General features: G+C 74.2%; 24 protein-coding genes and 1 pseudogene. 15 read left to right on the top strand and 10 right to left on the bottom strand.

Annotated elements, in window-relative coordinates; translation table 11 throughout:
* Window positions 1-711: an ABC transporter permease gene (locus tag ACLQ20_RS05140; RefSeq protein ID WP_151456321.1), complete on the top strand. Its 711-nt coding sequence runs from the start codon at window positions 1-3 to the stop codon at window positions 709-711.
* Window positions 712-837: 126 nt separating this feature from the next.
* A complete protein-coding gene (locus tag ACLQ20_RS05135; protein ID WP_225852385.1) occupies window positions 838-1,488 on the top strand; it encodes a hypothetical protein in 651 nt (216 codons plus the stop codon).
* A 95-nt stretch (window positions 1,489-1,583) separates the two neighbouring features.
* Here the strand turns inward: ACLQ20_RS05135 and valS are convergent, their stop codons facing one another.
* From valS to ACLQ20_RS05110, 5 genes are all read right to left on the bottom strand, one after another.
* On the bottom strand, window positions 1,584-4,199 hold the full coding sequence (valS, locus tag ACLQ20_RS05130) for a valine--tRNA ligase (RefSeq protein ID WP_425854378.1): 2,616 nt from the start codon (window positions 4,197-4,199) through the stop codon (window positions 1,584-1,586).
* 76 nt (window positions 4,200-4,275) lie between these two features.
* Window positions 4,276-6,147, bottom strand: coding sequence for an ABC transporter ATP-binding protein (locus ACLQ20_RS05125; protein ID WP_151456323.1), 1,872 nt, complete (start codon window positions 6,145-6,147; stop codon window positions 4,276-4,278).
* Window positions 6,144-7,961 (bottom strand): ABC transporter ATP-binding protein, encoded by a 1,818-nt coding sequence (locus tag ACLQ20_RS05120; RefSeq protein WP_425854376.1) that lies wholly within the window; start codon window positions 7,959-7,961, stop codon window positions 6,144-6,146. Before ACLQ20_RS05120 ends, ACLQ20_RS05125 begins: the two co-directional genes overlap by 4 nt.
* A 48-nt stretch (window positions 7,962-8,009) precedes the next feature.
* Window positions 8,010-8,510: a methylated-DNA--[protein]-cysteine S-methyltransferase gene (locus tag ACLQ20_RS05115; RefSeq protein WP_151456325.1), complete on the bottom strand. Its 501-nt coding sequence runs from the start codon at window positions 8,508-8,510 to the stop codon at window positions 8,010-8,012.
* Window positions 8,507-10,045, bottom strand: coding sequence for a DNA-3-methyladenine glycosylase 2 family protein (locus ACLQ20_RS05110; protein ID WP_425854373.1), 1,539 nt, complete (start codon window positions 10,043-10,045; stop codon window positions 8,507-8,509). The genes ACLQ20_RS05115 and ACLQ20_RS05110 overlap by 4 nt, the downstream gene beginning before the upstream one ends.
* Before the next feature lie 141 nt (window positions 10,046-10,186).
* Here ACLQ20_RS05110 and ACLQ20_RS05105 point away from each other — a divergent pair, with 141 nt between their 5' ends.
* Window positions 10,187-10,669, top strand: coding sequence for a hypothetical protein (locus tag ACLQ20_RS05105; protein ID WP_225852416.1), 483 nt, complete (start codon window positions 10,187-10,189; stop codon window positions 10,667-10,669).
* Window positions 10,670-10,839: 170 nt separating this feature from the next.
* On the opposite strand, the pseudogene ACLQ20_RS05100 reads toward ACLQ20_RS05105, so the two are convergent.
* Window positions 10,840-11,607 (bottom strand): annotated as a pseudogene (locus tag ACLQ20_RS05100) (EamA family transporter); the annotation flags it as partial.
* 93 nt (window positions 11,608-11,700) lie between these two features.
* On the opposite strand from ACLQ20_RS05100, the gene ACLQ20_RS05095 reads away from it, so the two are divergent.
* From ACLQ20_RS05095 to ychF, 3 genes are all read left to right on the top strand, one after another.
* The gene (locus tag ACLQ20_RS05095; RefSeq protein ID WP_311410725.1) at window positions 11,701-12,204 is read left to right on the top strand and encodes a MarR family winged helix-turn-helix transcriptional regulator; all 504 of its coding nucleotides are present in this window, start codon (window positions 11,701-11,703) and stop codon (window positions 12,202-12,204) included.
* A 137-nt stretch (window positions 12,205-12,341) separates the two neighbouring features.
* Window positions 12,342-13,076 (top strand): peptidase E, encoded by a 735-nt coding sequence (locus tag ACLQ20_RS05090; protein ID WP_358117633.1) that lies wholly within the window; start codon window positions 12,342-12,344, stop codon window positions 13,074-13,076.
* A gap of 162 nt (window positions 13,077-13,238) precedes the next feature.
* Complete coding sequence (gene ychF / locus ACLQ20_RS05085; protein WP_327029539.1) at window positions 13,239-14,324, top strand: redox-regulated ATPase YchF; 1,086 nt, start codon at window positions 13,239-13,241, stop codon at window positions 14,322-14,324.
* 40 nt (window positions 14,325-14,364) lie between these two features.
* On the opposite strand, the gene ACLQ20_RS05080 is transcribed toward ychF, so the two are convergent.
* Window positions 14,365-14,865, bottom strand: a complete 501-nt coding sequence (locus tag ACLQ20_RS05080) for a Uma2 family endonuclease (protein ID WP_425854372.1) — start codon at window positions 14,863-14,865, stop codon at window positions 14,365-14,367.
* A gap of 5 nt (window positions 14,866-14,870) precedes the next feature.
* Between ACLQ20_RS05080 and ACLQ20_RS05075 the strand changes: the two genes are divergently transcribed.
* The gene (locus tag ACLQ20_RS05075; protein ID WP_425854370.1) at window positions 14,871-15,326 is read left to right on the top strand and encodes a hypothetical protein; all 456 of its coding nucleotides are present in this window, start codon (window positions 14,871-14,873) and stop codon (window positions 15,324-15,326) included.
* Between the two features lie 121 nt (window positions 15,327-15,447).
* On the top strand, window positions 15,448-15,951 hold the full coding sequence (locus tag ACLQ20_RS05070; protein WP_425854369.1) for a hypothetical protein: 504 nt from the start codon (window positions 15,448-15,450) through the stop codon (window positions 15,949-15,951).
* A gap of 72 nt (window positions 15,952-16,023) precedes the next feature.
* Here ACLQ20_RS05070 and ACLQ20_RS05065 read toward each other — a convergent pair whose 3' ends face one another.
* Together ACLQ20_RS05065 and ACLQ20_RS05060 are read right to left on the bottom strand one after the other, a co-directional pair.
* Entirely contained in the window at window positions 16,024-16,359 is a 336-nt protein-coding gene (locus ACLQ20_RS05065) for a YnfA family protein (protein WP_151456642.1), read from the bottom strand.
* Between the two features lie 46 nt (window positions 16,360-16,405).
* A complete protein-coding gene (locus ACLQ20_RS05060; protein ID WP_151456643.1) occupies window positions 16,406-17,032 on the bottom strand; it encodes a superoxide dismutase in 627 nt (208 codons plus the stop codon).
* A gap of 323 nt (window positions 17,033-17,355) precedes the next feature.
* Here ACLQ20_RS05060 and ACLQ20_RS05055 point away from each other — a divergent pair, with 323 nt between their 5' ends.
* From ACLQ20_RS05055 to ACLQ20_RS05025, 7 genes are all read left to right on the top strand, one after another.
* Window positions 17,356-17,817: a hypothetical protein gene (locus tag ACLQ20_RS05055; RefSeq protein ID WP_425854367.1), complete on the top strand. Its 462-nt coding sequence runs from the start codon at window positions 17,356-17,358 to the stop codon at window positions 17,815-17,817.
* Complete coding sequence (locus ACLQ20_RS05050) at window positions 17,804-18,310, top strand: DUF3995 domain-containing protein (RefSeq protein WP_425854365.1); 507 nt, start codon at window positions 17,804-17,806, stop codon at window positions 18,308-18,310. The genes ACLQ20_RS05055 and ACLQ20_RS05050 overlap by 14 nt, the downstream gene beginning before the upstream one ends.
* A 65-nt stretch (window positions 18,311-18,375) precedes the next feature.
* Entirely contained in the window at window positions 18,376-18,789 is a 414-nt protein-coding gene (locus tag ACLQ20_RS05045) for a cupin domain-containing protein (RefSeq protein WP_192581540.1), read from the top strand.
* A 32-nt stretch (window positions 18,790-18,821) separates the two neighbouring features.
* Window positions 18,822-19,847 (top strand): hypothetical protein, encoded by a 1,026-nt coding sequence (locus ACLQ20_RS05040; RefSeq protein WP_425854364.1) that lies wholly within the window; start codon window positions 18,822-18,824, stop codon window positions 19,845-19,847.
* A gap of 464 nt (window positions 19,848-20,311) precedes the next feature.
* Window positions 20,312-20,566 (top strand): hypothetical protein, encoded by a 255-nt coding sequence (locus ACLQ20_RS05035; protein ID WP_151455034.1) that lies wholly within the window; start codon window positions 20,312-20,314, stop codon window positions 20,564-20,566.
* A 76-nt stretch (window positions 20,567-20,642) separates the two neighbouring features.
* On the top strand, window positions 20,643-20,978 hold the full coding sequence (locus tag ACLQ20_RS05030; protein WP_132231031.1) for a YciI family protein: 336 nt from the start codon (window positions 20,643-20,645) through the stop codon (window positions 20,976-20,978).
* The gene (locus ACLQ20_RS05025) at window positions 20,971-22,206 is read left to right on the top strand and encodes an RNA polymerase sigma factor (RefSeq protein ID WP_425854363.1); all 1,236 of its coding nucleotides are present in this window, start codon (window positions 20,971-20,973) and stop codon (window positions 22,204-22,206) included. The genes ACLQ20_RS05030 and ACLQ20_RS05025 overlap by 8 nt, the downstream gene beginning before the upstream one ends.
* Here the strand turns inward: ACLQ20_RS05025 and ACLQ20_RS05020 are convergent.
* On the bottom strand, window positions 22,199-22,561 hold the full coding sequence (locus ACLQ20_RS05020) for a PH domain-containing protein (RefSeq protein WP_088998502.1): 363 nt from the start codon (window positions 22,559-22,561) through the stop codon (window positions 22,199-22,201). The two genes, ACLQ20_RS05025 and ACLQ20_RS05020, sit on opposite strands and share 8 nt — an antisense overlap.
* Window position 22,562: the final 1 nt, after the last annotated feature.

The raw sequence follows: 22,562 nt of genomic DNA, 5'->3' as shown, positions 1-22,562 counted from the left end.
ATGTCTACCGTTTCCTGGATCACCGTGCGGGGGCTGTTCGGGCGTCGCCGGTTCCTCCTGCTGCTGCCGCTGCCCGTGGTGCTGGTGCTGCTCGCCGTGCTCTCCCGTTCGCTCGGGGTGGACCCGGGCGAGTGGGGCCCGCCGGTGCTGGTCGGCCTCGGCCTGGCCGTGGTGCTCCCGGTGGTCGCCCTGATCGTCGGCACCGGCGTGCTGGGGGCCGAGATCGACGACGGCACTGTCGTGCACATCCTGACCAAGCCGTTGCCGCGCTGGCAGATCGTGCTGCCCAAGCTGGCGGTGGCCGCCGGCGTCACCGCGGTCACCGTCGCCGTGCCGATCTACGTGGCGGGCGTGCTGGCCCACTCCGTACGACTCGGCCTGGCGCTCGCCGCCGCGTCGGCGGTCGGCGCGCTGGCGTACTCGGCGCTGTTCGTGGCGCTCAGCCTGCTCACCCGGCGTCCGGTGCTGCTCGGCCTGGTCTACGTGCTGATCTGGGAGGGGCTGCTCGGCAACGTCGTCAGCGGCACCAAGGTGCTCTCCATCCAGCAGTACGTGATCGCCCTCGCCGACCGGATGGCCCCCACCGGGCTGCTGGAGGCCGGCGTCTCGGTGCCGGTGGCGGCGGTGATGGCCGCGTTGATCAGCGCGGGCTTCACGCTGCTCGCCATCGACCGGCTCCGCTCCTTCAGCGTGGCCGGCGAGACGAGCTGATCCCCGACAGGCCGGGCCGTCCCGCCGGGAACCGGGACGCGACCTGACGGCCTCCGGGCAGCCCGACCCGGCGATGGTAGGGCTGCCCGGATGGACCGGGCCGGGCGGCTGGGCGAGGCTGACGGCGTGAGCGCGGAGACGGGGCTGGTGATGTCGCGGGGGTCCTATCCGGGTGCCGGCCGGCACTGGATGGTGAGCCTGGCGGTGGCCGGGCTGGCGGCGGCGGCGACCACCACGGCAGCGCAGGCCACCGGGCACTTCCACTGGTGGGCGGGGTTCGTGCTGATCCCCGGCGCGCTGATCGCCGCCACCGGCGGGCCGCTGCTGGCCAGGGGCGGCGGGCGGGCCTTCGCCGGCTACGTGGTCGCCTGCCTGGGCGCGCTGGTGTTCGCGGTCGGGGCGCTGCTGATGTTCGGCGTGTTCGGGCGGGGCTGGCCCCTGATGGTCATCCTGCCGTGCCTGGCGGTCGCCGGCACCTACCGCTGGCGGCTGGTCCATCCGTTGGCCCGGGGGCTGCACCGGGCGGTCTCCCTGCTGGCGCTGGCCGGCGCCGTGCTGCTCGGTGGGACGCTGCAACTGACCCGCGTCGACCTGGTCGGCGTCCATGCCGCGCCGATGTGGGGCGCGTTCCTGATGCTGGCGGGGGTGATCGTGCTGGGCAACGCGGTGGAGCTGACCCGGCACCGGATGCCGTACCGCCTTCAGGCCATCACCCTGCTGGTCGGCCCCGCCGTCGTCGCCTTCCTGCTCGGCCTGCGCCTCCTGCGCGGCTGGTGAGCCCCGCCCACGCCGGCTGAGCCAACCGGCCCCCGCCGCGCCGCTGGGCCCACCGGCCCCGCCGCGCCCGGTGAGAGCGCGGCGGGGCCGACCGGTCAGAACGCGCAGGCGATGACGAGTTCCGGGGTGCGGTCGGGGAGCAGGTCCAGCTTGGCGATGCGGCCGGCGGCCCGGACGTCGTCGGCGATCAGGGTCAGCTGTTCCAGCAGGGCCGCCGGGCCGAGCGCCTCGGCCAGCGGCACCTCCGCCTTCATCGACAGTTTCCGCTCCGACTTGGCCCGGCGCACCTGGCCGAGCGCGTCGGCGGCCAGCCGCAGCAGCTCCGGCTGGCCGGTGCCCTCGATCGCCCGGTCCACCTCGTACGTGGTGGGCCAGGTCGCGCGGTGCACCGAGCCGTAGCGCCACCACGACCACACCTCCTCGGTCACGTACGGCAGCACCGGGGCGAAGAGCCGCAGCTGCACCGAGAGCGCGGTGGCCAGCGCCGCCCGGGCCGAGTCCGCCCCCGGCCCGGAGCCGTAGGCGCGCTCCTTCACCAGCTCGATGTAGTCGTCGCAGAACCGCCAGAAGAAGCCCTCCGCGACCTGCAACGCGGCCGTGTGGTCGTACGCCTCCAGCGCCGACGTCGCGGCGGCGACCACGCCGGAGAGTTCGGCGAGCATGGCGCGGTCCAGCGGCTCGGTGGCCGGCGCCCGCAGCGCGTCGGCGGCGCCCAGCCCGAGGGCGAACTTCGACGCGTTCAGCAGCTTGGTCGCCAGCCGCCGGCCGACCTTGATCTGGGCCGGGTCGAAGGCGAGATCCATGCCCGGCTTGCCGTTCGCCGCCCAGTACCGCACCGCGTCGGAGCCGTGCTGCTCCAGCAGCGCCATCGGGGTGACCACGTTCCCCTTGGACTTGGACATCTTCTTCCGGTCGGGGTCGAGGATCCAGCCGGAGAGCACCGTGTCCCGCCAGGGCAGCACCCCGTGCTCCAGGTGGGAGCGGACCACCGTGGAGAAGAGCCAGGTGCGGATGATCTCCTGACCCTGCGGGCGCAGGTCCATCGGGAAGACCCGGGCGAACAGGTCCGGGTCGGTCTCCCACCCGCCGGCGATCTGCGGGGTCAGCGACGAGGTGGCCCACGTGTCGAGCACGTCCGGGTCGCCGACGAAGCCGCCCGGGCGGCCCCGCTGCGACTCCTCGAACCCCGGCGGGGCGTCGATGGACGGGTCGATCGGCAGCGCGGACTCCGCCGGCGTGAGAGGCTGGGACCAGTCCGGCTCGCCAGCGTCGTCGAGCCGGTACCACACCGGCACCGGCACGCCGAAGAAGCGTTGCCGGCTGACCAGCCAGTCGCCGGTCAGGCCGCCCACCCAGTGCGCGTAGCGGTGCCGCATGTGCTCCGGCACCCAGCGCAGCTCCCCGCCCCGGGCCAGCAGTTCGTCGCGCAGGCCCGCGTCGCGTCCGCCGTTGCGCAGGTACCACTGCCGGGTCGAGACGATCTCCAGCGGCCGGTCGCCGCGCTCGTAGAACTTCACCGGGTGGGTGACGGGTCGCGGCTCGCCGACCAGGTCGCCGGCGTCGGCCAGCAGCTCCACCAGCGTCCGCCGGGCGCCGTTGACGGTCTGCCCGGCCAGCGCCGCGTACGGCTGCCCCGGCACGCCGGCCGGCGGCTCGGGCAGCAGCCGGCCGTCCCGGCCGATCACCACGCGGGTGTCCAGCCGCAGCTCCCGCCACCAGGTCACGTCGGTCAGGTCGCCGAAGGTGCAGACCATCGCGATGCCCGTGCCCTTGGCCGGGTCCGCCAGCGGGTGCGCCCGCACCGGCACATCCACTCCGAAGACCGGCGTACGCGCGGTGCCGCCGACCAGGTCGGCGTACCGCTCGTCGTCGGGGTGGCAGACCAGTGCCACGCAGGCCGGCAGCAGCTCCGGTCGGGTGGTGTCGATGAGCACCTCCCGTCCGCCCGGCCCGGCGAATCGCAGCCGGTGGTACGCCCCGGGCCGCTCCCGGTCCTCCAGCTCCGCCTGGGCGACGGCGGTGGCGAAGCCGACGTCCCAGAGCGTCGGCGCCTCCGCCTGGTACGCCTCGCCCCGGGCCAGGTTGCGCAGGAACGCCCGCTGCGAGGCCGCCCGGGCCGCCGAGCCGATCGTCGTGTACGTCAACGACCAGTCCACGGAGAGCCCGAGCCGCCGCCAGAGCGCCTCGAAGACCTGCTCGTCGGCGACGGTCAGCCGCTCGCACAGCTCGATGAAGTTGCGCCGGGAGACCGGGGTCGGGTCCTTGCGGGCGGCCTCGCTCACCGGGGTGTCGGGGGCCTGCCGGTCCGGGTCGTACGGCAGCGCCGGATCGCAGCGCACGCCGTACACGTTCTGCACCCGGCGCTCGGTGGGCAGGCCGTTGTCGTCCCAGCCCATCGGGTAGAAGACCGTGCGCCCGCGCATCCGCTGGAACCGGGCCACCACGTCGGTGTGCGTGTACGAGAAGACGTGCCCCATGTGCAGCTCGCCCGATACGGTCGGCGGCGGGGTGTCGATCGCGTACACGTCGGCGCTGCGACCGTTCGGGCTCGGCGCGTCTGACGCCGCGCTGCGCCCCCGAACGGTCGCCTTCGCGCGATCGAACGCGTACGTGCCGTCCTCCTGCCAGCGGCGCGCCCAGGTCTCCTCGATGCCGTCCAGGCTCGGACGTTCGGGGACGCCGGCGCGGGCCGTCCGCTCCGTGTCGGTCATCCGTCGATGGTAGGCAGTGGCCCGGGGCCGGACCACGTGGTTTCGCCCCGTGCCCGGACGCGTCCCGCCGGCGCGCTCAGAGCAGGGAGTCGCGCCACTGCCGGTGCAGGGCGGCGTACCGGCCACCGGCGACGGCGAGCCGGCCGGGCGGGCCGTCCTCGACGATCCGCCCGGCGTCGAGCACCAGCACCCGGTCGGCCGTCTCCACGGTGGAGAGCCGGTGCGCGATCACCAGCGCGGTGCGGTCGGCCAGGATGGTGCCGAGGGCGTGCTGCACCATCCGCTCGGTGGGCACGTCCAGCGACGAGGTGGCCTCGTCCAGGATCAGCACCGTCGGGTCGGCCAGGAACGCCCGGGCGAACGCGACAAGTTGCCGCTGCCCGGCGGAGAGCCGGCCGCCGCGCCGCTGCACGTCGGTGGCGTACCCGTCGGGGAGGGCGGCGATGAAGTCGTGCGCGCCGATCTCCCGCGCGGCGGCCTCCACGGCGGCGTCGTCGGCGCCGGGACGGCCGAACCGGATGTTCTCCGCGACCGTGCCGCCGAACAGGTGGGTCTCCTGGGTGACCAGGACCACGGCCCGCCGCAGCTCCGCGTCGGCGACCTCGCGCAGGTCGACCCCGTCGAGGGTGACCGCGCCCGAGAACGGGTCGTGGAACCGGGCGAGCAGCTTGGCGACGGTCGACTTGCCGGCGCCGGTAGCCCCGACCAGCGCCACGGTCTGGCCGGCCGGGACGGCGAGGTCCAGCCCGGCGACGATCGGCGCGTCCGGCCGGTAGCCGAAGGTGACCGCCCGGAAGGCGACCGCCCCGCGCCCCGGCCCTGCGGGCAGCGGCACGGGCCGCGCCGGCTCCGCCACCGACGGCCGTTCGTCGAGCACCCCGGCGAGCTTCTCCAGCGCCGCCGTGGCCGACTGGAGCGAGTTGTAGAACTGGCTCAGTTCCTGCATCGGCTCGAAGAACCGCCGCAGGTAGAGCAGGAACGCCGCCAGCACGCCGATCCCGGTCGCCCCGCCCAGCACCCGCCAGCCGCCGTAGCAGAGCACCACCGCCACGGTGACGTTGCCGATCACCTTGATCCCCGGCGAGTACGTCGCGATCAGCCGGAACGCGTCCCGGCTGGCCCGCCGGTAGTCGTCGCTGACCGCCCCGAAGATCTGCTGGTTGCGCGGCTCCCGCCGGAACGCCTGCACCGCCCGGATGCCGCGCATCGACTCGACGAAGTGGACGATGACCAGCGCCACCGTCTCCCGGGTGCGCCGCCACGCGTCCGCCGACGCCCGCGCGAACCAGCGGCTCAGCAGGATCAGGAACGGGAACGCGAGCAGCGTCACCGCGGCCAGCGGCACGTCCAGCCAGAGCAGGATGCCGGCGACCGACAGGATCGACAGCACGGCCAGCACCAGGCCGTCGATGCCGCCGCCGACCAGTTCGCCGATCGAGTCCAGGTCGCTGGTGAGCCGGGACACCATCCGGCCGGAGGTGTACCGCTCGTGGAACGCCACCGACAGGCGCAGGAAGTGCGCGTACACCCGCTGGCGGAGGTCGAGCAGGACGGCCTGGCCGATCCGCGCGGAGAGGGTGAGGAAGCCCCGGCGGGCGGTGTACTCGACGGCGGTGGCGGCGGCGAACCCGGCGGCGACGACCAGCAGCGGGCCGGCATCGCCGGCCCGCAGCGGCGCGATCGCCCGGTCGATGCCGAGCATCACCAGGTACGGCCCGGCCATCGCGGCGGCGTTCTGGCCGAGCAGCAGCGCGACGGCCAGCGCGAGGCGGCGCCGGTGCGGGCGCAGCAGGTCGCGCAGCAGCACCCGGCTGCGGGCCCGGAGCCGGGCCACCGCCTCGGGGTCGGTGTCCTCGGCGCGGCTGCGGTCCGCGTCCGGGTCCGTGGCGACGCCGCGCCACCGGGCGAGGTCCGCCCCGCTCGTGGGGCCGGCGGTGTCGCCGGTCACGAACGCACCAGGCCACGGTCGCCGGGCGGCGCGGGGGTGGGCTCGGCGGAGAGCACCGCGCGGTACGCCGGCACGGCGGCGAGCAGCTCCGAGTGCCGCCCGACGGCGGTGATCCGGCCGTGCTCCAGCAGCGCCACCCGGTCGGCGAGGGCGATCGTGGAGGGCCGGTGCACGACCAGCAGGGCGGTGGTGCTGCGCAGCACCCGCTTCAGCGCGGTCTCGACCAGCGCCTCGGTGTGCACGTCCAGGGCCGACAGCGGGTCGTCCAGCACGAGCAGCGCGGGGCGGCCGAGCACCGCCCGGGCCAGCGCCAGCCGTTGCCGCTGCCCGCCGGAGAGCGACAGCCCCTGCTCGCCCAACCGGGTGGCCAACCCCCACGGCAGTTCGTACGCGAAGTCGGCCTGGGCGAGGGCGAGCGCGGCGCGGACCTCGTCCTCGCCGGCCTCCGGCCGGCCGAGCGTGAGGTTCTCCCACACCGACATGGAGAACAGCGTCGGCTCCTCGAAGGCGACCCCGACCAGCCGGCGCAGGGCGGACAGCCGCAGGTCGCGCAGGTCGTGCCCGTCCAGCGTGATCCGCCCGCCGGTCGCTTCGTGCAGCCGGGGCACCAGGGAGAGCAGGGTGCTCTTGCCGCAGCCGGTCGCCCCGACCAGGGCCACGGTCTCGCCCGGCTCGACGGTCAGGTCGATCTCCCGCAGCACCGGCGCGGCGGTGCCCGGGTAACGGAACGAGACCCGCTCGAAGCGGAGCCGCCCGCGTACGTCGGCGCGGCGCAGGGCGAGCGCGTGCGGGGCGTCCACGATGGCCGGCGGGGTGTCCAGCACCTCGCGCACCCGGTCGGCGGCGGTGGCGGCCTCCTGCCCGTTGGCGATGATCCAGCCCAGCGACTGCACGGGCCAGATCAGCATGAGCTGGAGGCTGACGAAGGCGACCAGTTCGCCGATGGTCAGCACCCCGCTGGCGGCGGCCGCCGCGCCGGCGACCAGCACCACGCCGAGGGTCAGGTTGGGCACCAGGTCGAGCAGGGCGGAGGTGCGGGCCAGCAGCCGGCCCTTGCCGACCCCCGTGTCGTGCAGCGCCCGCGCGCCGGTCGCGAAGCGGGCGGCGAGTTCCGGCCCCCGCCCGTACGCCTTCATCGTGCGCAGCCCCTGCGCGGTCTCCTCGACCAGCGTGGCCAGGTCGCCCTGCTGGTCCTGCATCCGCCGCGAGGCCGCGTGGTAGTGCCGCGCGAAGCGGCGGCTGATCAGGAACAGCGGCACCGCGCTCGCCGCCACCAGCAGCCCCAGCGCGGGGTGCAGCCGGATCAGCAGCGTCACCACGGCCAGGTAGGTCACCAGGTTGAGGATCAGGAAGAAGAGGCCGAAGGAGAGGAACCGGCGCAGCACCGACAGGTCGCTGGTGACCCGGGAGAGCAGTTGGCCGGACTGCCAACGGTCGTGGAAGCTGGTCGGCAGCCGTTGCAGGTGGGCGTAGACGTCCTCGCGGATGGCCGCCTCGATCCGCATCGAGGACGACGACTGCACCCAGCGCCGGATGAAGATCAGCAGCGCCTCGACCAGGCCGAGCAGCAGCGCCAGCCCGGCCAGCCGGAACAGCCCGGCCGGGTCCTGCCGGGCCACCGGGCCGTCCACCACCCGCTGCGCGACCAGCGGTACGGCGATGCCGGCCCCGGTGGCGGCGAGGCCGGCGAGCAGCAGCCAGCCGAACTCGGCCGCGTGCGGGCGCAGGTAGTGGCGCAGTCGCCAGAGGCTGTGCAGCGGGTGCCGGCCGGCATCGACCGGGCAGGCCGGGTCGCCGTCACCTTCCGCAGGCACTACCCGACGGTAGCCTCAAACGGGGCCGGCGCAGGTGTCGGCTTCCCGTCATGGCCGCTCGTGCCCGAGAAGCCACTTCTTCACGTCCAGCCCCCAGCGGTAGCCCCCGAGCGTCCCGTCGGTGCGCAGCACCCGGTGGCAGGGGACGAACAGGGCGGCGGCGTTACGGGCGCAGGCTGCGGCGGCGGCCCGTACGGCGGCGGGGCGGCCGGCCAGCCCGGCGAAACCGGTGTAGGTCACCGGGTCGCCCGGCTTCACCTCGCGCAGCACCTGCCAGGCGTGTGCCATGAACGCGCCCCCCGTGTGCTGCTGGACCGGCACGGCGTCGATCGCGGCCAGCTCGCCGTCCAGGTAGGACGCCACGGCGACGCTGACCGGGCCGAGGTCGGCCCGGTGCCGCAGCGGCGCCCGCAGGGCCGGGTGCACCAGGGGGAGCAGGCTCTCCGGGTCGCCGGTGAAGCCCGCCGCCCGGACCGCGCCGTCCGGGCCGGCCACGATGCTGAGCGGCCCGGCGGGGGTGTCGATGACGGTGCTGTCGTTCATGCTCATGCTGCTCTCCAGAGTCGGATCACCGCGTACGAGCGCCAGGGGCGCCAGCGGTCGGCGTACGGGTCGAGGGTCGTGGGGGCGTCGGGGAGGCCGAGGGCGGCGGCGCCCCGGCGTACGGCGAGGTCGGTGGGGAGCAGGACGTCCGGGTCGCCGAGGGCGCGCATGGCCACGTAGCCCGCCGTCCAGGGCCCGACCCCGGGCAGCGCCAGCAGCCGCCGGACGGTCTCCTCGCGGTCCCCGCCCGGCGCCAGGTCCAGCGACCCGTCGGCGACGGCGCGGGCCAGCCCGCGAATCGTCTCCCGCCTCCCGGCCGGCATCCCGAACACCTCGTTCGGCACCCCGAGCACCTCCTCGGCGGTGGGGAAACCGGACAGCCACGCCCTCCCCGCCCCCTCGGCTAGTTGATCAAGAGGTTTCGGCTCCCGAGAGCGCGCCCCGGCTGTCGAAACCTCTTGATCAACGCCGGCGGGGCCGGGGGTGTGGGTGTGGCGGGCGGGCGGGCGGAGGTGTGCCAGGAGGCGGGTGAGGGTGGTGCGGGCCGAGCGGACGGAGACCTGCTGGCCGACGACCGCGCGCACGGCCATCTCGAAGCCGTCGACCGAGCGGGGGAGCCGGATGCCCGGCTCGGCGGCGACCACCCCGGCCAGCGCCGGGTCAGTGGCGAGCGTGCCGTCGACGGCGGTCGGGTCGGCGTCGAGGTCGAGCAGGCGACGGCAGCGGGCCACGGCGGGGGCGAGGTCGCGCATGTCGGTCAGCCGCAGCGTCGCCGTCACGTGCCCGTCCGCCGGGGTCAGGGCCGCCTCACCCGCGCCGTGCGGCAGCCGCAGGCCCCGCCGGTACGTCCCGTCGCGCACCTCCTCGACGCCGGGCAGCGCGCGCAGCGCGAGGAAGTCCAGCAGCGCCTCCGCGTGCAGCGGCGGGCGGTACGCGAGCCGCAGCGTGATCGTGCCCGCCCCGCCCGGCGCGGGGCACCGGCGGCCGGCGGTGCGCAGCTCGGACGGGGCCGCCCCGAACACCTCCCGGACCGTGTCGTTGAACTGCCGCACGCTGCCGAACCCGGCGGCGAACGCGACCTCCGCCATGCCCAGCCCCGTGGTCTCGATCAGCGTGCGGGCGGTCTGCGCGCGTTGCGCCCGGGCCAGGGCCAGGGGACCGGCGCCCATCTCGGCCCGCAGCATCCGGTGCAGGTGCCGTTCCGTGTAGCCGAGCCGGGCGGCCAGCCCCGGGATGCCGTCGCGGTCCACCACCCCGTCGGCGATCAGCCGCATGGCCCGACCGACGACGTCGGCCCGTACGTCCCACTGCGGGGAGCCCGGGGCGGCGTCCGGCCGGCAGCGCCGGCAGGCGCGCAGCCCCGCCGTCTGGGCGGCGGCGGCCGAGGGGAAGAACCGGACGTTCTGCCGCTTCGGCGTCGTCGCCGGGCAGGACGGCCGGCAGTAGATCCCGGTCGACGTGACGCCGGTGTAGAACCAGCCGTCGAACCGCTGGTCGCGGCTGTCGACCGCCCGGTAGCACCGCTCGAAGTCCAACTCCACGTCACCGATGATGCCCCTGCCAGGCGCCCCTGGCTCGCGGGAATCGGACGTGGCCGTGCGGGCCTGAACCGGACGCCCGGCGCCGAAAGTGTCGGTTGTGGTCGGTACCGTCCGGCCACCAACTCAAGAAGGGGTGCGGCGATGGCGAGCGTGGCGGGTCGGCGGGCGGCGTCGACACGGGACGGGCACCCTCCGCTGGACGGCGCGGTGGTGCAGCGCTTCTACGAGCGGATGCGCGCGGTCGCCCCGGCCGCCGTCGGCGCGATCGAACGGGACCGGGCCGGCGACCCGGGGCGGGCGTTCGGTGACACCGCCTGCGGCCGGCTGGTGCGCTCGCTCGACGCCGACGGCCTCCGCGCGCTGGGCATGTGGGTGCACCACTGGTGCATGCGGTTCTACGACGACGACACCCGGGTGGCGCTGCGCCTGGTCCGGGAGATCGCCGGCCGCGCCGGGCTGGGCTGGACGGCCGACGAGGTGCGCTGGATGCTCCGCGAGTCGTACGCGGCCGGTCCCGCCGCCGAGGCCCGCTTCACCCTGCCGCTGGCCGCCGCCGGGGAGTTGGCTCCCGGCGCACTGCCGATCGAGGCCGTGGTTCCCCGCCAGGCCGGTCCCCGCGACTGACCCATCGGGCCGGGCGACTGACCCGCCGGTCCCCGCGACCGACGCCAGGCCGGCCCGCCGGGCGCGGTGCCCGCCGGGCCGGGTCGGCGGGTCGGGAGTTGCCCGGCCACGGTGGCGCCGACCGCCACGGCGAAGCCGGCGAGCTGCCAGCCGGTCATCGCCTGCCCGAGCACGGCCCAGCCGAGCACGGCGGCCGTCAGCGGGCTGAGCGCCCCGAGCAGCGACACCTGGGTGACCGGCAGCCGGGCCGCGCCCCGGAACCACAGCGCGTACGCCAGCGCCGTTCCGACGAGCGTCAGCCACGCGTAGCCGGCCAGTGCCGGCGGGTCGGGCACGGGCGGCGTCCCCTCGACCAGCAGGGCCGCCGGCACCACCATCAGCCCGCCGGCGGTGAGCTGCCAGCCGGTGGCGGTGAGCGTGCCGACGCCCGGCGGGCGGCCCCAGCGACGGGTCAGCACCAGGCCCGCGCCCATCGCGGCGGTGGCGGTCAGCCCGGCGGCGACGCCCGTCGGGTCGAGGCCCGCGTCGGGGCGCAGCACGACCAGGGTGACCCCGGCGAGCGCCGCGAGCGCGGCGGCCAGCGCCCGGGGGTGGGGCCGTTCGTGCAGCACGAGCACCGTCAGCCCCGCCACCAGCAGCGGCTGGGTGGCGCCGAGCACCGCGGCGGCGCCGCCGGGCAGGTGGTACGCGGCGAAGAAGAGCAGCGGGAAGAACGCCCCGATGTTCAGCGCGCCGAGCACGGCCGCGCGCCACCACCAGGCGCCGTGCGGGCGGTGCCGGGTCAGCGCGAGCAGCAGCAGGCCGGCGGGGAGGGCCCGGATCACGCCGGACCAGAGCGGCCGGTCGGGCGGCAGCAGTTCGCTGGTGACCAGGTACGTCGTGCCCCACGCGGTCGGCGCGGCGGCGGTGAGCAGGATGTCGAGCCGGCGTCGGTCCACGGTTCCTCGCTAACTCTTGTTGCTAAGTATCTTGCTACTAAGCTACTTCGTGGCGAGTGAAAGCGGGAGTGCGAGGTGCGGCACAATCCGGGGGTGACCGAGCGGGACGACGTCGACGGCATCGTCGAGCAGTGGCAGCGCGAGCGGCCCGGAATGCGCCCCGAGCCGATGGCGGTCTTCGGCCGGATCTACCGGCTGGCCCGGCTCGTCGGCGACGAGCAGGAGCGCACCTACGCCCGCTGGTCGATCAGCCGGGGCGAGTTCGACGTGCTCGCCGCCCTGCGCCGCGCCGGCACCCCCTACACGCTGGCACCGAAGGCGCTCACCGCCTCGCTGATGCTTACCTCCGGCGGGATGACCGGCCGACTCGACCGGCTGGAACGCGCCGGACTGCTCCGCCGCGCACCCGACCCGGCGGACCGGCGCGGGCTCCAGGTCACGCTCACCCCGGCCGGCCTCGAACTGGTGGAGGAGGCCGCCGAGGCGGGGCTGGCCGTCCAGCGCCGGCTGCTCGACGCGCTGCCCGCCGAGGACCAGCGGCGCCTCGCCGACCTGCTGCGTACGCTGCTGGGCGCGGTCACCGACGGCGGACGCTGACCGGCGGCGCGGACCCTGGCGGCGGCGGGCGGCCCGTGCCGGCGACCGTCCTTGGTGGGCCCGCGTGGCGGGCGCTGGGCGGCAGGGGAGCGGCCTCGGGCAGGATGGGCACAGTCGACCCCGACGGAAGGACGACCGTGCCCGCCAGTGAACCGACCATCCTCGCCACCAGCATGGGCATCTACGCGCCGCGCCACGAGGGCGGGCCCCGGCGGGTCAACCCCGTCTTCGACCTCGCCGCCGAGTTGGCCGAGGCCGGGCCGGAGCCCAGGATCTGCTTCCTCAACCAGGCCGAGGGGGACCAGCCGACCACGCTCGCCCGGGTCTACGAGGCGTTCGCCGGCAGCCGGTTCCGGATGACGCACCTGGCGCTCTTCCCGATGCCGAACGTCGACGACGTCCGCGCCCACCTGCTCGCCCAGGACGTGATCTGGGTCGGCGGCGGCAGCGTCGCCAACCTCTGCGCGGTCTGGCGGGTGCACGGCCTCGGCGAGATCCTGCGCGAGTGCTGGGAGGCCGGCGTGGTGCTCGGCGGCGTCTCCGCCGGCTCGATCTGCTGGCACGCCGGCGGGGCCACCGACAGCTTCGGCACCACCCTGCGCGGCTTCACCGACGGGCTGGGCTGGCTGCCCTACGGCAACGGCGTGCACTACGACAGCGAGGAGCAGCGCCGGCCGCTGATGCACAAGCTGGTCGCCGACGGCGTGCTGCCGACCGCGCACTGCACCGACGACGGCACCGGCCTGCTCTACCGGGGCATCCGCCTGGTCGAGGCGGTCGCGGACCGCGAGGGCCCCTCGGCGTACGAGGTCAGCCGCGCCGACGACGGCACCGCCCGGGAGACCCCGATCACCCCCCGCCTGCTCGCCTGACCCGCCTCACCCGACCCCGGCCCGACCCTCCGGGCCGGCCCGGTCCTCCATGTCGATCTTGGTACGGGAGCGCCCCTGGAGGGGCCGTTCCGTACCAAGATCAGTCGGGCGTGGCGGCCTGCCTCGTCAAGGGTGTGGGGCATCGGCGTAAGCTGGCCCGTCGTGAGTCTCACCATCGGCATCGTCGGCCTGCCCAACGTCGGCAAGAGCACCCTGTTCAACGCGCTGACCAAGAACGACGTGCTCGCGGCGAACTACCCGTTCGCCACCATCGAGCCCAACGTCGGCGTCGTCGGGCTGCCGGACGAGCGGCTGCACACGCTCGCCGAGATCTTCAGCTCGCAGAAGGTGCTGCCCGCCCCCGTGTCGTTCGTCGACATCGCCGGCCTGGTGCGCGGCGCCTCCAAGGGGCAGGGCCGGGGCAACGCGTTCCTGGCGAACATCCGCGACGCCTCGGCGATCTGCCAGGTCGTCCGGGCCTTCTCCGACCCGAACGTGGTGCACGTCGACGGCAAGGTCTCCCCGGCCGACGACATCGAGACGATCAACACCGAGCTGATCCTCGCCGACCTCCAGACCCTGGAGAAGGCCCTGCCCCGGCTGGAGAAGGAGGCCAAGCTCCGCAAGGACCGGGCCGCCGCCGTCACCGCCGCCAAGCAGGCCGTCGAGCTGCTCGACACCGGCGTCACCCTCTACTCGGGCGCCAAGGACGCGGGCATCGAGCTGGAGCACCTGCGCGAGCTGCACCTGCTCACCACCAAGCCCTTCCTGTACGTCTTCAACGTCGACGAGGCCGAGCTGGGCAACGCCGAGTTCCTCGACGAGCTGCGCGCCCTGGTCGCCCCGGCCGAGGCCGTCTTCATGGACGCCAAGATCGAGTCCGAGCTGGTGGACCTGCCCGACGAGGAGGCCCGCGAGCTGCTGGAGTCGATCGGGCAGAACGAGCCGGGCCTGAACCAACTCGTCCGCGTCGGGTTCCGCACGCTCGGGCTCCAGACGTACCTCACCGCCGGCCCCAAGGAGGCGCGCGCCTGGACCATCCCGGTCGGCGCGACCGCGCCGGAGGCCGCGGGCGTCATCCACTCCGACTTCCAGCGCGGCTTCATCAAGGCCGAGGTGGTCTCCTTCGGCGACCTGGTCGCGGCCGGTTCGATGGCGGCGGCCAAGGCCGCCGGCAAGGTCCGGATCGAGGGCAAGGAGTACGTCATGCAGGACGGCGACGTCGTGGAGTTCCGCTTCAACGTGTAGTGACGATCCGACCCAAGCTCTGACGGAGTCGGTGCCCGGCTCAGCTCTTGCGGCCGGGCACCAGCCCATTCAGATCGAGCTCGATCGTGAACGGCGTCGTGGTGCGCAGCTCGTGTCGATGAATTGCGGTCGGCACATAGGACCGAGTGGGACCGTCGAGTTCGTAGGCGTGGACCACCGGTGATCCATCCTCCTCCTCGATGCGCCAGTAGTTGGCGATGCCGGCTTCCGCGTACTTGCGCAGCTTGACCGTCCGATCGCGGTGGGCCGACTCCGGAGAGACCACCTCCACGACCAGAAGAGTCTCCTCAGGCGTGTAGAAGGTGCGGGACGGATCGTAAGGCGCCCTCGTGGCCAGGAGATTGGGCTCGGGACGATTCCATCTGTCGAGTCGAATCGTGATCTCCCTGTCGCCCTCGATGCCAGGCGGTGCCTGATCCGTCAGTCGGTTCACCAGCGCGGTGACCATCCGGGCGTGCCAGACCCGCCGGGGAGACCTCATGAAGACGAGTGCTCCATTGCTCGCATCCTCTACCGTCATGAGCCATGACCCACCCGTACCAGGTGCCCCAACCGCCGAAGCGGCGCACGCTGCGCACCGTGTTGATCGTCGTCGGCGTGGTCGTCGTGCTGTGCTGCGGCGGCGCCGGCATCGGCGGCTTCTTCCTGTTCAAAGGTGTCAAGGGCGCGACGGATCCGGCGCGGCAGGCCGCCGAGTCGTTCGTGAGCCGCCTGGAGGCCGGCGATCCGGACGCGGCGTACGAGCTGTTGTGCGGCGACACGCGCGGCGGGTACACGAGGGAGGCGTTCGCCCAGGGTGTCGCCCAGCAGCCGAGGATCCACAGTCACAAGGTCAACGGCGTCAACGTGTCGAGCGTCAACGGCCGCACGTCGGCGACGGTGAGCATGGCCCTGACGCTGGGCAGCGGCTTCACCAACCAGCACACGTTCAGGCTGGTGAAGGAGGACGGGGCCTGGAAGGTGTGCGGCCAGCCGTACTGAGGGCGCGCACGCCGTTGCCGCCGGGCCGGATGCCGACCGTGGGGTCGCGCATGGCGGGACGCTGCTTCTTCTGAGTACCCGGACGGATGCCTGACGACGGGATCGCTGATCTCCTTACGTCATGTCACGGCACAGCGGTGGTCGACAGGCGTCCGGCTCGGCCCTGCGGCGGGCGACAGGCGCCGTCGGGCGCGGTGGTCTGCTGGCCTGCCTCGTCGTGCTGTCCTGCGTCGGCTGCGCCCGCTCGGGCCACGACGCGGCCCGGGACCGCGTCCTGGAGAGGGCCGGGCAGATCGCCCACGAGACCGAGGCGTGGGCGACCGACTCGCACAGCCTGAGCGGCTGGGCGAGCAACGAGTCGGTGCTCGACCGGCTCGTCGCCCTGACCGGGGGCGAGCAGCTCGCCTCGTCGGTCCACGATCCTGACGATCACGGCGTGGGCCTGCTGGCCAGGGTGGAGGTGGCGATGGTGGGCGCCGCCGCGGACACCTGGCTCGGCGAGGAGACGCACTACAACATCTGCGTCCGTTTCGACGTCACACGACAGAGCAGCGGGCCCCGCGAGATCGCCCCGGTGTCCGTCGACTGCCCTCCCCGGGTTCCGGAGACGCGGTCACCGCACTGAGGGTGAGCGACCGTCGTCATGCAGGTGGCTGGCGCGTCGACCATGGGTGCCGAAGTGGCAGTCACCGTCATCTCAGCCGCTGCGTGGGGCGTACATGATGATGGCGACCCCGACCAGGCAGATGGCCGCGCCGACGACGTCGTAGCGGTCGGGGCGGAACTTGTCGACGACCATGCCCCAGGCGAGGGAGCCGGCGACGAAGACGCCGCCGTAGGCGGCCAGGATCCGGCCGAAGTTCGGGTCGGGCTGGAAGGTGGCGACGAAGCCGTAGAGGCCGAGGGCGACGACCCCCGCCGCCACCCACAGCAGCCCCCGGTGCTCGCGCCAGCCCTGCCACACGAGCCAGGCCCCGCCGATCTCGGCGAGCGCGGCGAGCAGGAACAGCAGGATCGAGCGCACCACCGTCATGGTGGGAACGGTAGCGGGAGCACGACCCGGTCAGCGATCGGCCGGATCAGGGCGTCACGGTGAGCGGGTTGCCGGCGGCCCGCGCGGCGTCGAAGCGTCGGGTGACGTCGGCCCAGTCGACCAGGTCCCAGAGGCGGTCGACGTAGTCCGGGCGCACGTTCCTGTACTGGAGGTAGTAGGCGTGTTCCCAGGCGTCGAAGACCAGGATCGGCGTGGAGCCGTGCCCGACGTTGCCGTGGTGGTCGTAGACCTGTTCGACGATGAGGCGCTGCGCCAGCGGCTCCCACGCCAGGACGCCCCACCCGGAGCCCTGCACGCTCTTCGTGGCGGCGGAGAGCTGCCCGGCGAAGCCGTCGAACGAGCCGAAGTGTTCGCCGATGGCGGCGGCCAGCTCGCCGTCGGGGCGGTCGCCGCCATCGGGGGAGAGGTTGTTCCAGAAGATCGAGTGCAGGACGTGCCCGGAGAGGTTGAAGGCCAGGGTCTTCTCCAGGCCGACCAGCGCCGAGTAGTCGCCCTTGTCGCGGGCCTCGGCGAGCTGGTCAAGGGCGTCGTTGCTGCCCTTGACGTACGCCGCGTGGTGCTTGCTGTGGTGCAGCTCCAGGATCTGACCGCTCATGGCGGGTTCCAGCGCTCCATAGTCGTAGGGCATGTCGGGGAGCTTGTAGACGGCCATGGGGACCCTTTCGCGAGTGGACGATCTTCCGATCAGTATGCCTTATTGCAAACTCTTGGCAACTGCGGAATATTGGCAACTGGAGCGGGTCGCACGGGATCCGCTCCACGGCCGACGCTGTCGGTAGGGCGCGCCTCCACGCCGCGATGATCACCGGTGGGGGCGCGCCCGCACGTGCCACCGGCCAGCCCCTGCACGTCACCGCCGCCCCTGCCACCACCGCCGCCGCTGCCGCGCGGCCGTCCGCGCTCCCTCCCACGGGGGAGGGCGTCCCCTCGCGCTCGGGAGTCGGCGCGGGGTCCGTCGGGCCTAGCGTCGGGAGCATGGATGCTTCTTCCGGTGCGCGGCGATGGCCGGCCTACGCGGTGGCGGTGCTCTTCCTCGCGTACGCCGTGGGCAAGGCCGCCTTCGCCCTCGAATCCCGGCTCGGTTTCCCGGGCGGCCCGGTCGTCCCGGCCGCCGAGCACGAACGCTACGCCCGCGACGTGATGGGCGTGGCGACCGCGCAGTGGTCGGCGACCGCGTCGGGGGTGGCGGGCGCCTGCCTCGCCCTCGCCACGGTCACGGCGTCGGGGCGCCGGGTGCCGAGGCCCCTGATGCTGCTGGCGCTGGCGGGCATGCTGCTGGCTGTCGGGGCCGGCGCGACGATCATGATCGTGGACGGGTTCGTGGGCCTCGGCGTGGGCTGGCAGTGGTACCACGGGGTCCTCGGGCTCGTCATGATCGGGCTGCTCGTGGCGATGATCCGGTCCTACGTGGTGGTGACGAGACGTGCCGCGCACTGACCGGGCGCGGGTGGGCGCGTACGGCGCGGCGGCATGCGCGTCGGCCTACGGGGCGATGAAGCTCGCGCAGGCGCTGGGGGCAAACGCGCTGGCCGACAAGGATCCGCTCCCGCCGGAGCTGCGCGAACGGCTCCTCGCCCGTGATCCGCTGTTCGTGGCGAGCCACTGGGTGCTGGCCGCCGCCGCGGTCGTCGGCGTCGTGGTCGCGCTGGCCACCCTGCGTCCGTGGCGGGCCACCCTGCCGCGCCGGCTGCTGCTGGCGGTCACCTGGACGCTCGGCATCCTCATGATCGCCCGTGCGGTCGGGGCGCTGGGGCACGGCCTGGTCGGTGACGCGCTGCTGCTGACCGGCGTCCGGCCGCCGCCGGTCGGGCACGCCGCCCTGGCACGCGACCTGGCGTGGTGGGACCTGCTGCTGTGGTCGCCGTTCTTCCTGCTCTGGGGGGCGTGCTGGACGGCGGCGGGCTGGCGGCTGGGCAGGCGGCACCGCTGACGCCGCCGGTGCGGGTTGCGCGCGTCGCGGGCCGGGCGGTGCCGGGCGGGACCTACGATCGGGCGGTGCAGAAGGTACGCCTCCGCCGGCTTCCGGTGACGTCACCGCCGATCCCGGAAGGTGGCGGTCGGATCCAGTCGCCGGCCGGCGAGCTGGCCCAGATCGTCAACGGCGGCACCTACCGCTTCCTGGCGTACCTGGAGTTCCGGCCGGATGCCGCCCGGCCGCGCGGCAACCACTACCACGCCCACAAGACGGAGACGCTGTACGTCATCAGCGGGCGGCTCCGGGCGGTGTTCCGCGACCTGGACTCCGGCGAGCGGACCGAGCTGACGATCGAGGCGGGCGACGCGGTCACGGTGGAGCCGCGCTGCGCCCACGTCTACTTCGCCCTGGAGCACTCCCAGGCCGTCGAGTTGGCGGACACGCCGTACGACCCGGGCGACACCCACCCCTGCGACGTGGTCGGCGGCGGCTGATCGGTCGACCGTCGACCGCCTACGATCTCGCCATGATCACCCCGCCCCTCCCGCCCGACGTGCTCGCCCGCTACCCCGGCCTTGAGAAGTGGGGCCGCACGGCGACCCGCCTGCACCCGCGCCCCGGGGCGGTCACGGCCGCCGGGAGCCACGTCGGCGGGCCGCTGCTCTGGCCGGCCGACGAGCCCTGGCCCACCTGCGAGGCGCCGCACATGGTGCACGAGGAGGTGCCGGTCCCGGCCGACCTGGTGGAGCGGATGCGGGCGGCGGAACGCGGGCGCACGCAGTCGCACGTCCTGGCCGAGGGCGAGGTCGAGCTGCACCGGGAGATCGCCACCCTGGTCGGCCCGGGCTTCACCGGCTGGGGCTCGCGCGATGGCGGCCCGGTCGTCGGCTACCGGTACGTGCCACGACCGCACCCCGCGCCGAACCCGATGGTCCCACTGGCGCAACTGCGCGCGCAGGACGTCCCCGACCTGCCGCGCCCCGGCGGGGCGGACCTGTTGCAGGTGTTGTGGTGCCCGTTCGAGCACGCCGAGGGCCCGTGGGGGCCGACGGTGGAGCTGCGCTGGCGGCGGGAGGCGGACCTGACCGATCTCCTCGGCCAGCCGCCGCGCGGCGAGATCGGGAACGACGGGTACGTGCCCCGGCCGTGCCGGCTGCACCCGGAGCAGATCGTCGAGTACCCGTACCCGCAGGAACTGCCGGAGGCCCTGCGGATACTGGTCGACGAGCAGGACGAGGAGGGCGAGTACGACGACAACAACTACGTCGACACCCTCATGGCGCCCGGCTGGAAGGTCGGCGGCTACGCCGACTGGAGCCTCACCGACCTGCGCCCGACGCCGTGCCCCCGCTGCGCCGGCCCCACCACGCTGGCCCTCGTCGTCGCCTCCTCGGAGCGGGGCACCGGCCGGTGGCAGCCGACGCGGACGGACGGCCAGCCCGACCACGACCCGCACGAGCCGACCGGAGTCGTCGTCGGCCGGCACGGCGCGCTGCGCATCTTCGTGTGCCTGATCTGCCCGGACACACCGTTCCTGCTAGACCAGCAGTGACCGCTGCCGCCACCGACCCGCTCCGCGGCGCCAGGTGCCGGTCGGGGTTCGGCCGGTGCCCGAGCCAACGCCCACGACGTTGCCGACTGCCCCGATAGCCCAACGCCGCCGGGACGAGTGGAACCCATGGGTGTCAAACAGGCGCTTTGACGCACGTGGTGTTCCACTCGCTGCTCGGCGTCGCGGCGCTGCGGGACGTCCCGGCCGGCGTGGCAGGACGCGCGGCCGCGCGTCGGGGGGTGGTGGGTCAGCCGGTGGGGCGGGTCAGTTTGACCTGGTCGCCGGCCAGCACCTCCGTGGTGCCCTCCGGGTGGCGAACCTCCAGCACCGGCACGCCCTCGTCGAGTTGCATGCTCCGTCGCTCCTCGCCCGTGGGCATCCGTGCGACCACCGTTGCGCCGGGAGGCACTTCGACCGGCCGGCGCGCTGGCGTCTCCCGCACGTGGGTGCCGTGGCCCCGCACCGTGCTGACCACTCCCTCGGACCGGAGCAACGAGGTCACGAGGGACCTGCTCTCCGCCGTACGCCTGGCGCGGGTCGTGGCGCGGTGGGCGAGCGTGCTCGCGCAGACCGACCCCGGTGAGACCACGGTCTCCGCCGAGGACGCGCAGCACCTGCGGCACCGGGTCTTCTGTGACACGCTGCTGCCCGAGGGCCGGCGCTGCCTGCTGCGGGCCGACCACGACGGTCCGTGCACCCGCCGCCCCGCGAGATTCTGAGACCGCCGGTCGCACGTCGTCCGGAACCGGGTCGCCCGTTCGTCACCCTGGTGAGTACCCGACATCGAGGAGCGACATGAAATACCTGATGTTCGTCTGCACCGACAGCGAGCCGGACACCGATCGGGCCGACTGGCCGGACATCGAGGCGTGGGTGGCGGAGAACGACGCCCGGGGCCGGCGGCTGACGGGCGACGCCCTGGCGGAGACGACGGCGGCCACCACGGTCCGCGTCCGCAACGGGGAGTTGCTGGTCTCCGACGGCCCGTTCGCCGAGACCAAGGAGGTCATCGTGGGCTTCGACCTGCTGGAGTGCGCCGACCTGGACGAGGCGATCGAGGTGGCGCGCGCCCACCCGATGGCGCGCGAGGGCCGGCTCGAACTACGTCCGATCGTCAGCCTGGGTGGCTGACGGCCCCACCGACCGGCTCGCGGTGGCCGACGCCGTCGCCACCGCGAGCACCGGGTCGTACGCCCGGATCGTCGCGACGCTGATCCGGGTCACCGGCGACTGGACCCTGGCCGAGGACTGCGCCCAGGAGGCGTCGGCGCTCGCGCTGGCCCGATGGCCGGTGGAGGGCGTGCCCGCCAACCCGGGCGGCTGGCTGATGACGGTGGCCCGCAACCGCGCGATCGACGTGCTCCGGCGCTCCTCGGTCGAGCGGCGCAAGCTGCGTGAGCTGGCAGTCCTCACGCTGACCGGACCGGAGCCCGAGCCGGGAACGGCGGGGGAGGGGGAGATCGTGGACGATCGGCTGCGGCTCGTCTTCACCTGCTGCCACCCGGCCCTGGCGCTGGAGGCGCGGGTCGCCCTGACGCTGCGTACGGTCTGCGGGGTGTCGACCGCCGACATCGCGCGGGCCTTCCTGGTCACCGAGTCGACCATGACCCGGCGGCTCACCCGGGCCAAGGCGAAGATCGCCGCCGCCGGCATCCCGTACCGGGTGCCGACCGGCCCGATGCTCGCGGAGCGGCTCCCCGGCGTCCTCGCCGTGCTGTACCTGCTCTTCACCCGGGGCTACGACGCCGACGGCGAGCCCGCCTTCGCCGACGAGGCGATCCGCCTGGCCCGGCTGCTCGACCGGCTGATGCCGGGCCAGCCCGAGGTGGCCGCCCTGCTGGCCCTCTTCCTCCTCCAGCACTCCCGGCGCGCCGCCCGCCGCGACCGCGACGGCAACCTGCTCACCCTCGACCGGCAGGACCGCGCCCGCTGGGACCACGCCGCGATCGCCGAGGGCGTCGGCATCCTCGCGCGGGTCCCGGCGGACGGCCCGTACGCCCTCCAGGCCCGGATCGCCGCCTGCCACGCCACCGCCGCGTCCGCCGAGGCCACCGACTGGGTCGCGATCGCCGAGGCGTACGACCGGCTCGCCGGGTGGCAGCCGTCGCCGGTGGTCGAGCTGAACCGCGCCGTCGCGCACGGTTACGCGTACGGGCCGGCGGCGGGGCTGGCGCTGCTGGCCGCCGCCCGGGCCGGCGGGGCGCTGGACGGCTACCCGCTCGCCGTCGCCGCGGAGGCGGAGCTGACCGCCCGGCAGGGCGACCGCGAGCGGGCCGCCGCGCTGTTCCGGCGGGCCGCCGACGCCCACCGCGGGGCGGAGCGCCGCGCCCTGCTGGAGCGCGCCGACCAGCTCAGCTGATGTGGTGCAGGATCACGTTGTGCACGTGGTGGCTCTTGTCGGCGCCCCGGAACTCCACCTCGTAGGTGTGCGTGCCGACGTGGATCGCGATGGCCCCGGTGGAGAAGAACGAGCCGCCCCACGACTTGTTGCTGACCACGCTGACGCTGGTGATCTTCGAGTACGGGATGCTGGTGATGGCGTACCGCTTACCGACGAAGGAGCGGTCCTGGATGATGACGCGCCGGTCGGTCAGGCCGATGAAGCCGGTGCCGGTGCCGACGGCGTCGTAGACGGCGATGATCTGTTCTCCGTGGAGCAGGCCGCTCTGGATCTGCTGGAACTGCTCCTTGCGGTCGTACGTCGCGTTCGCCATG

It is taken from the genome of Micromonospora sp. DT46 (assembly GCF_049841735.1).
Taxonomy (GTDB): Bacteria; Actinomycetota; Actinomycetes; order Mycobacteriales; family Micromonosporaceae; genus Micromonospora; species Micromonospora reichwaldensis.
Note: the sequence above shows the minus strand (reverse complement) of the source record. Positions and strands in the feature narration are given on the sequence as shown.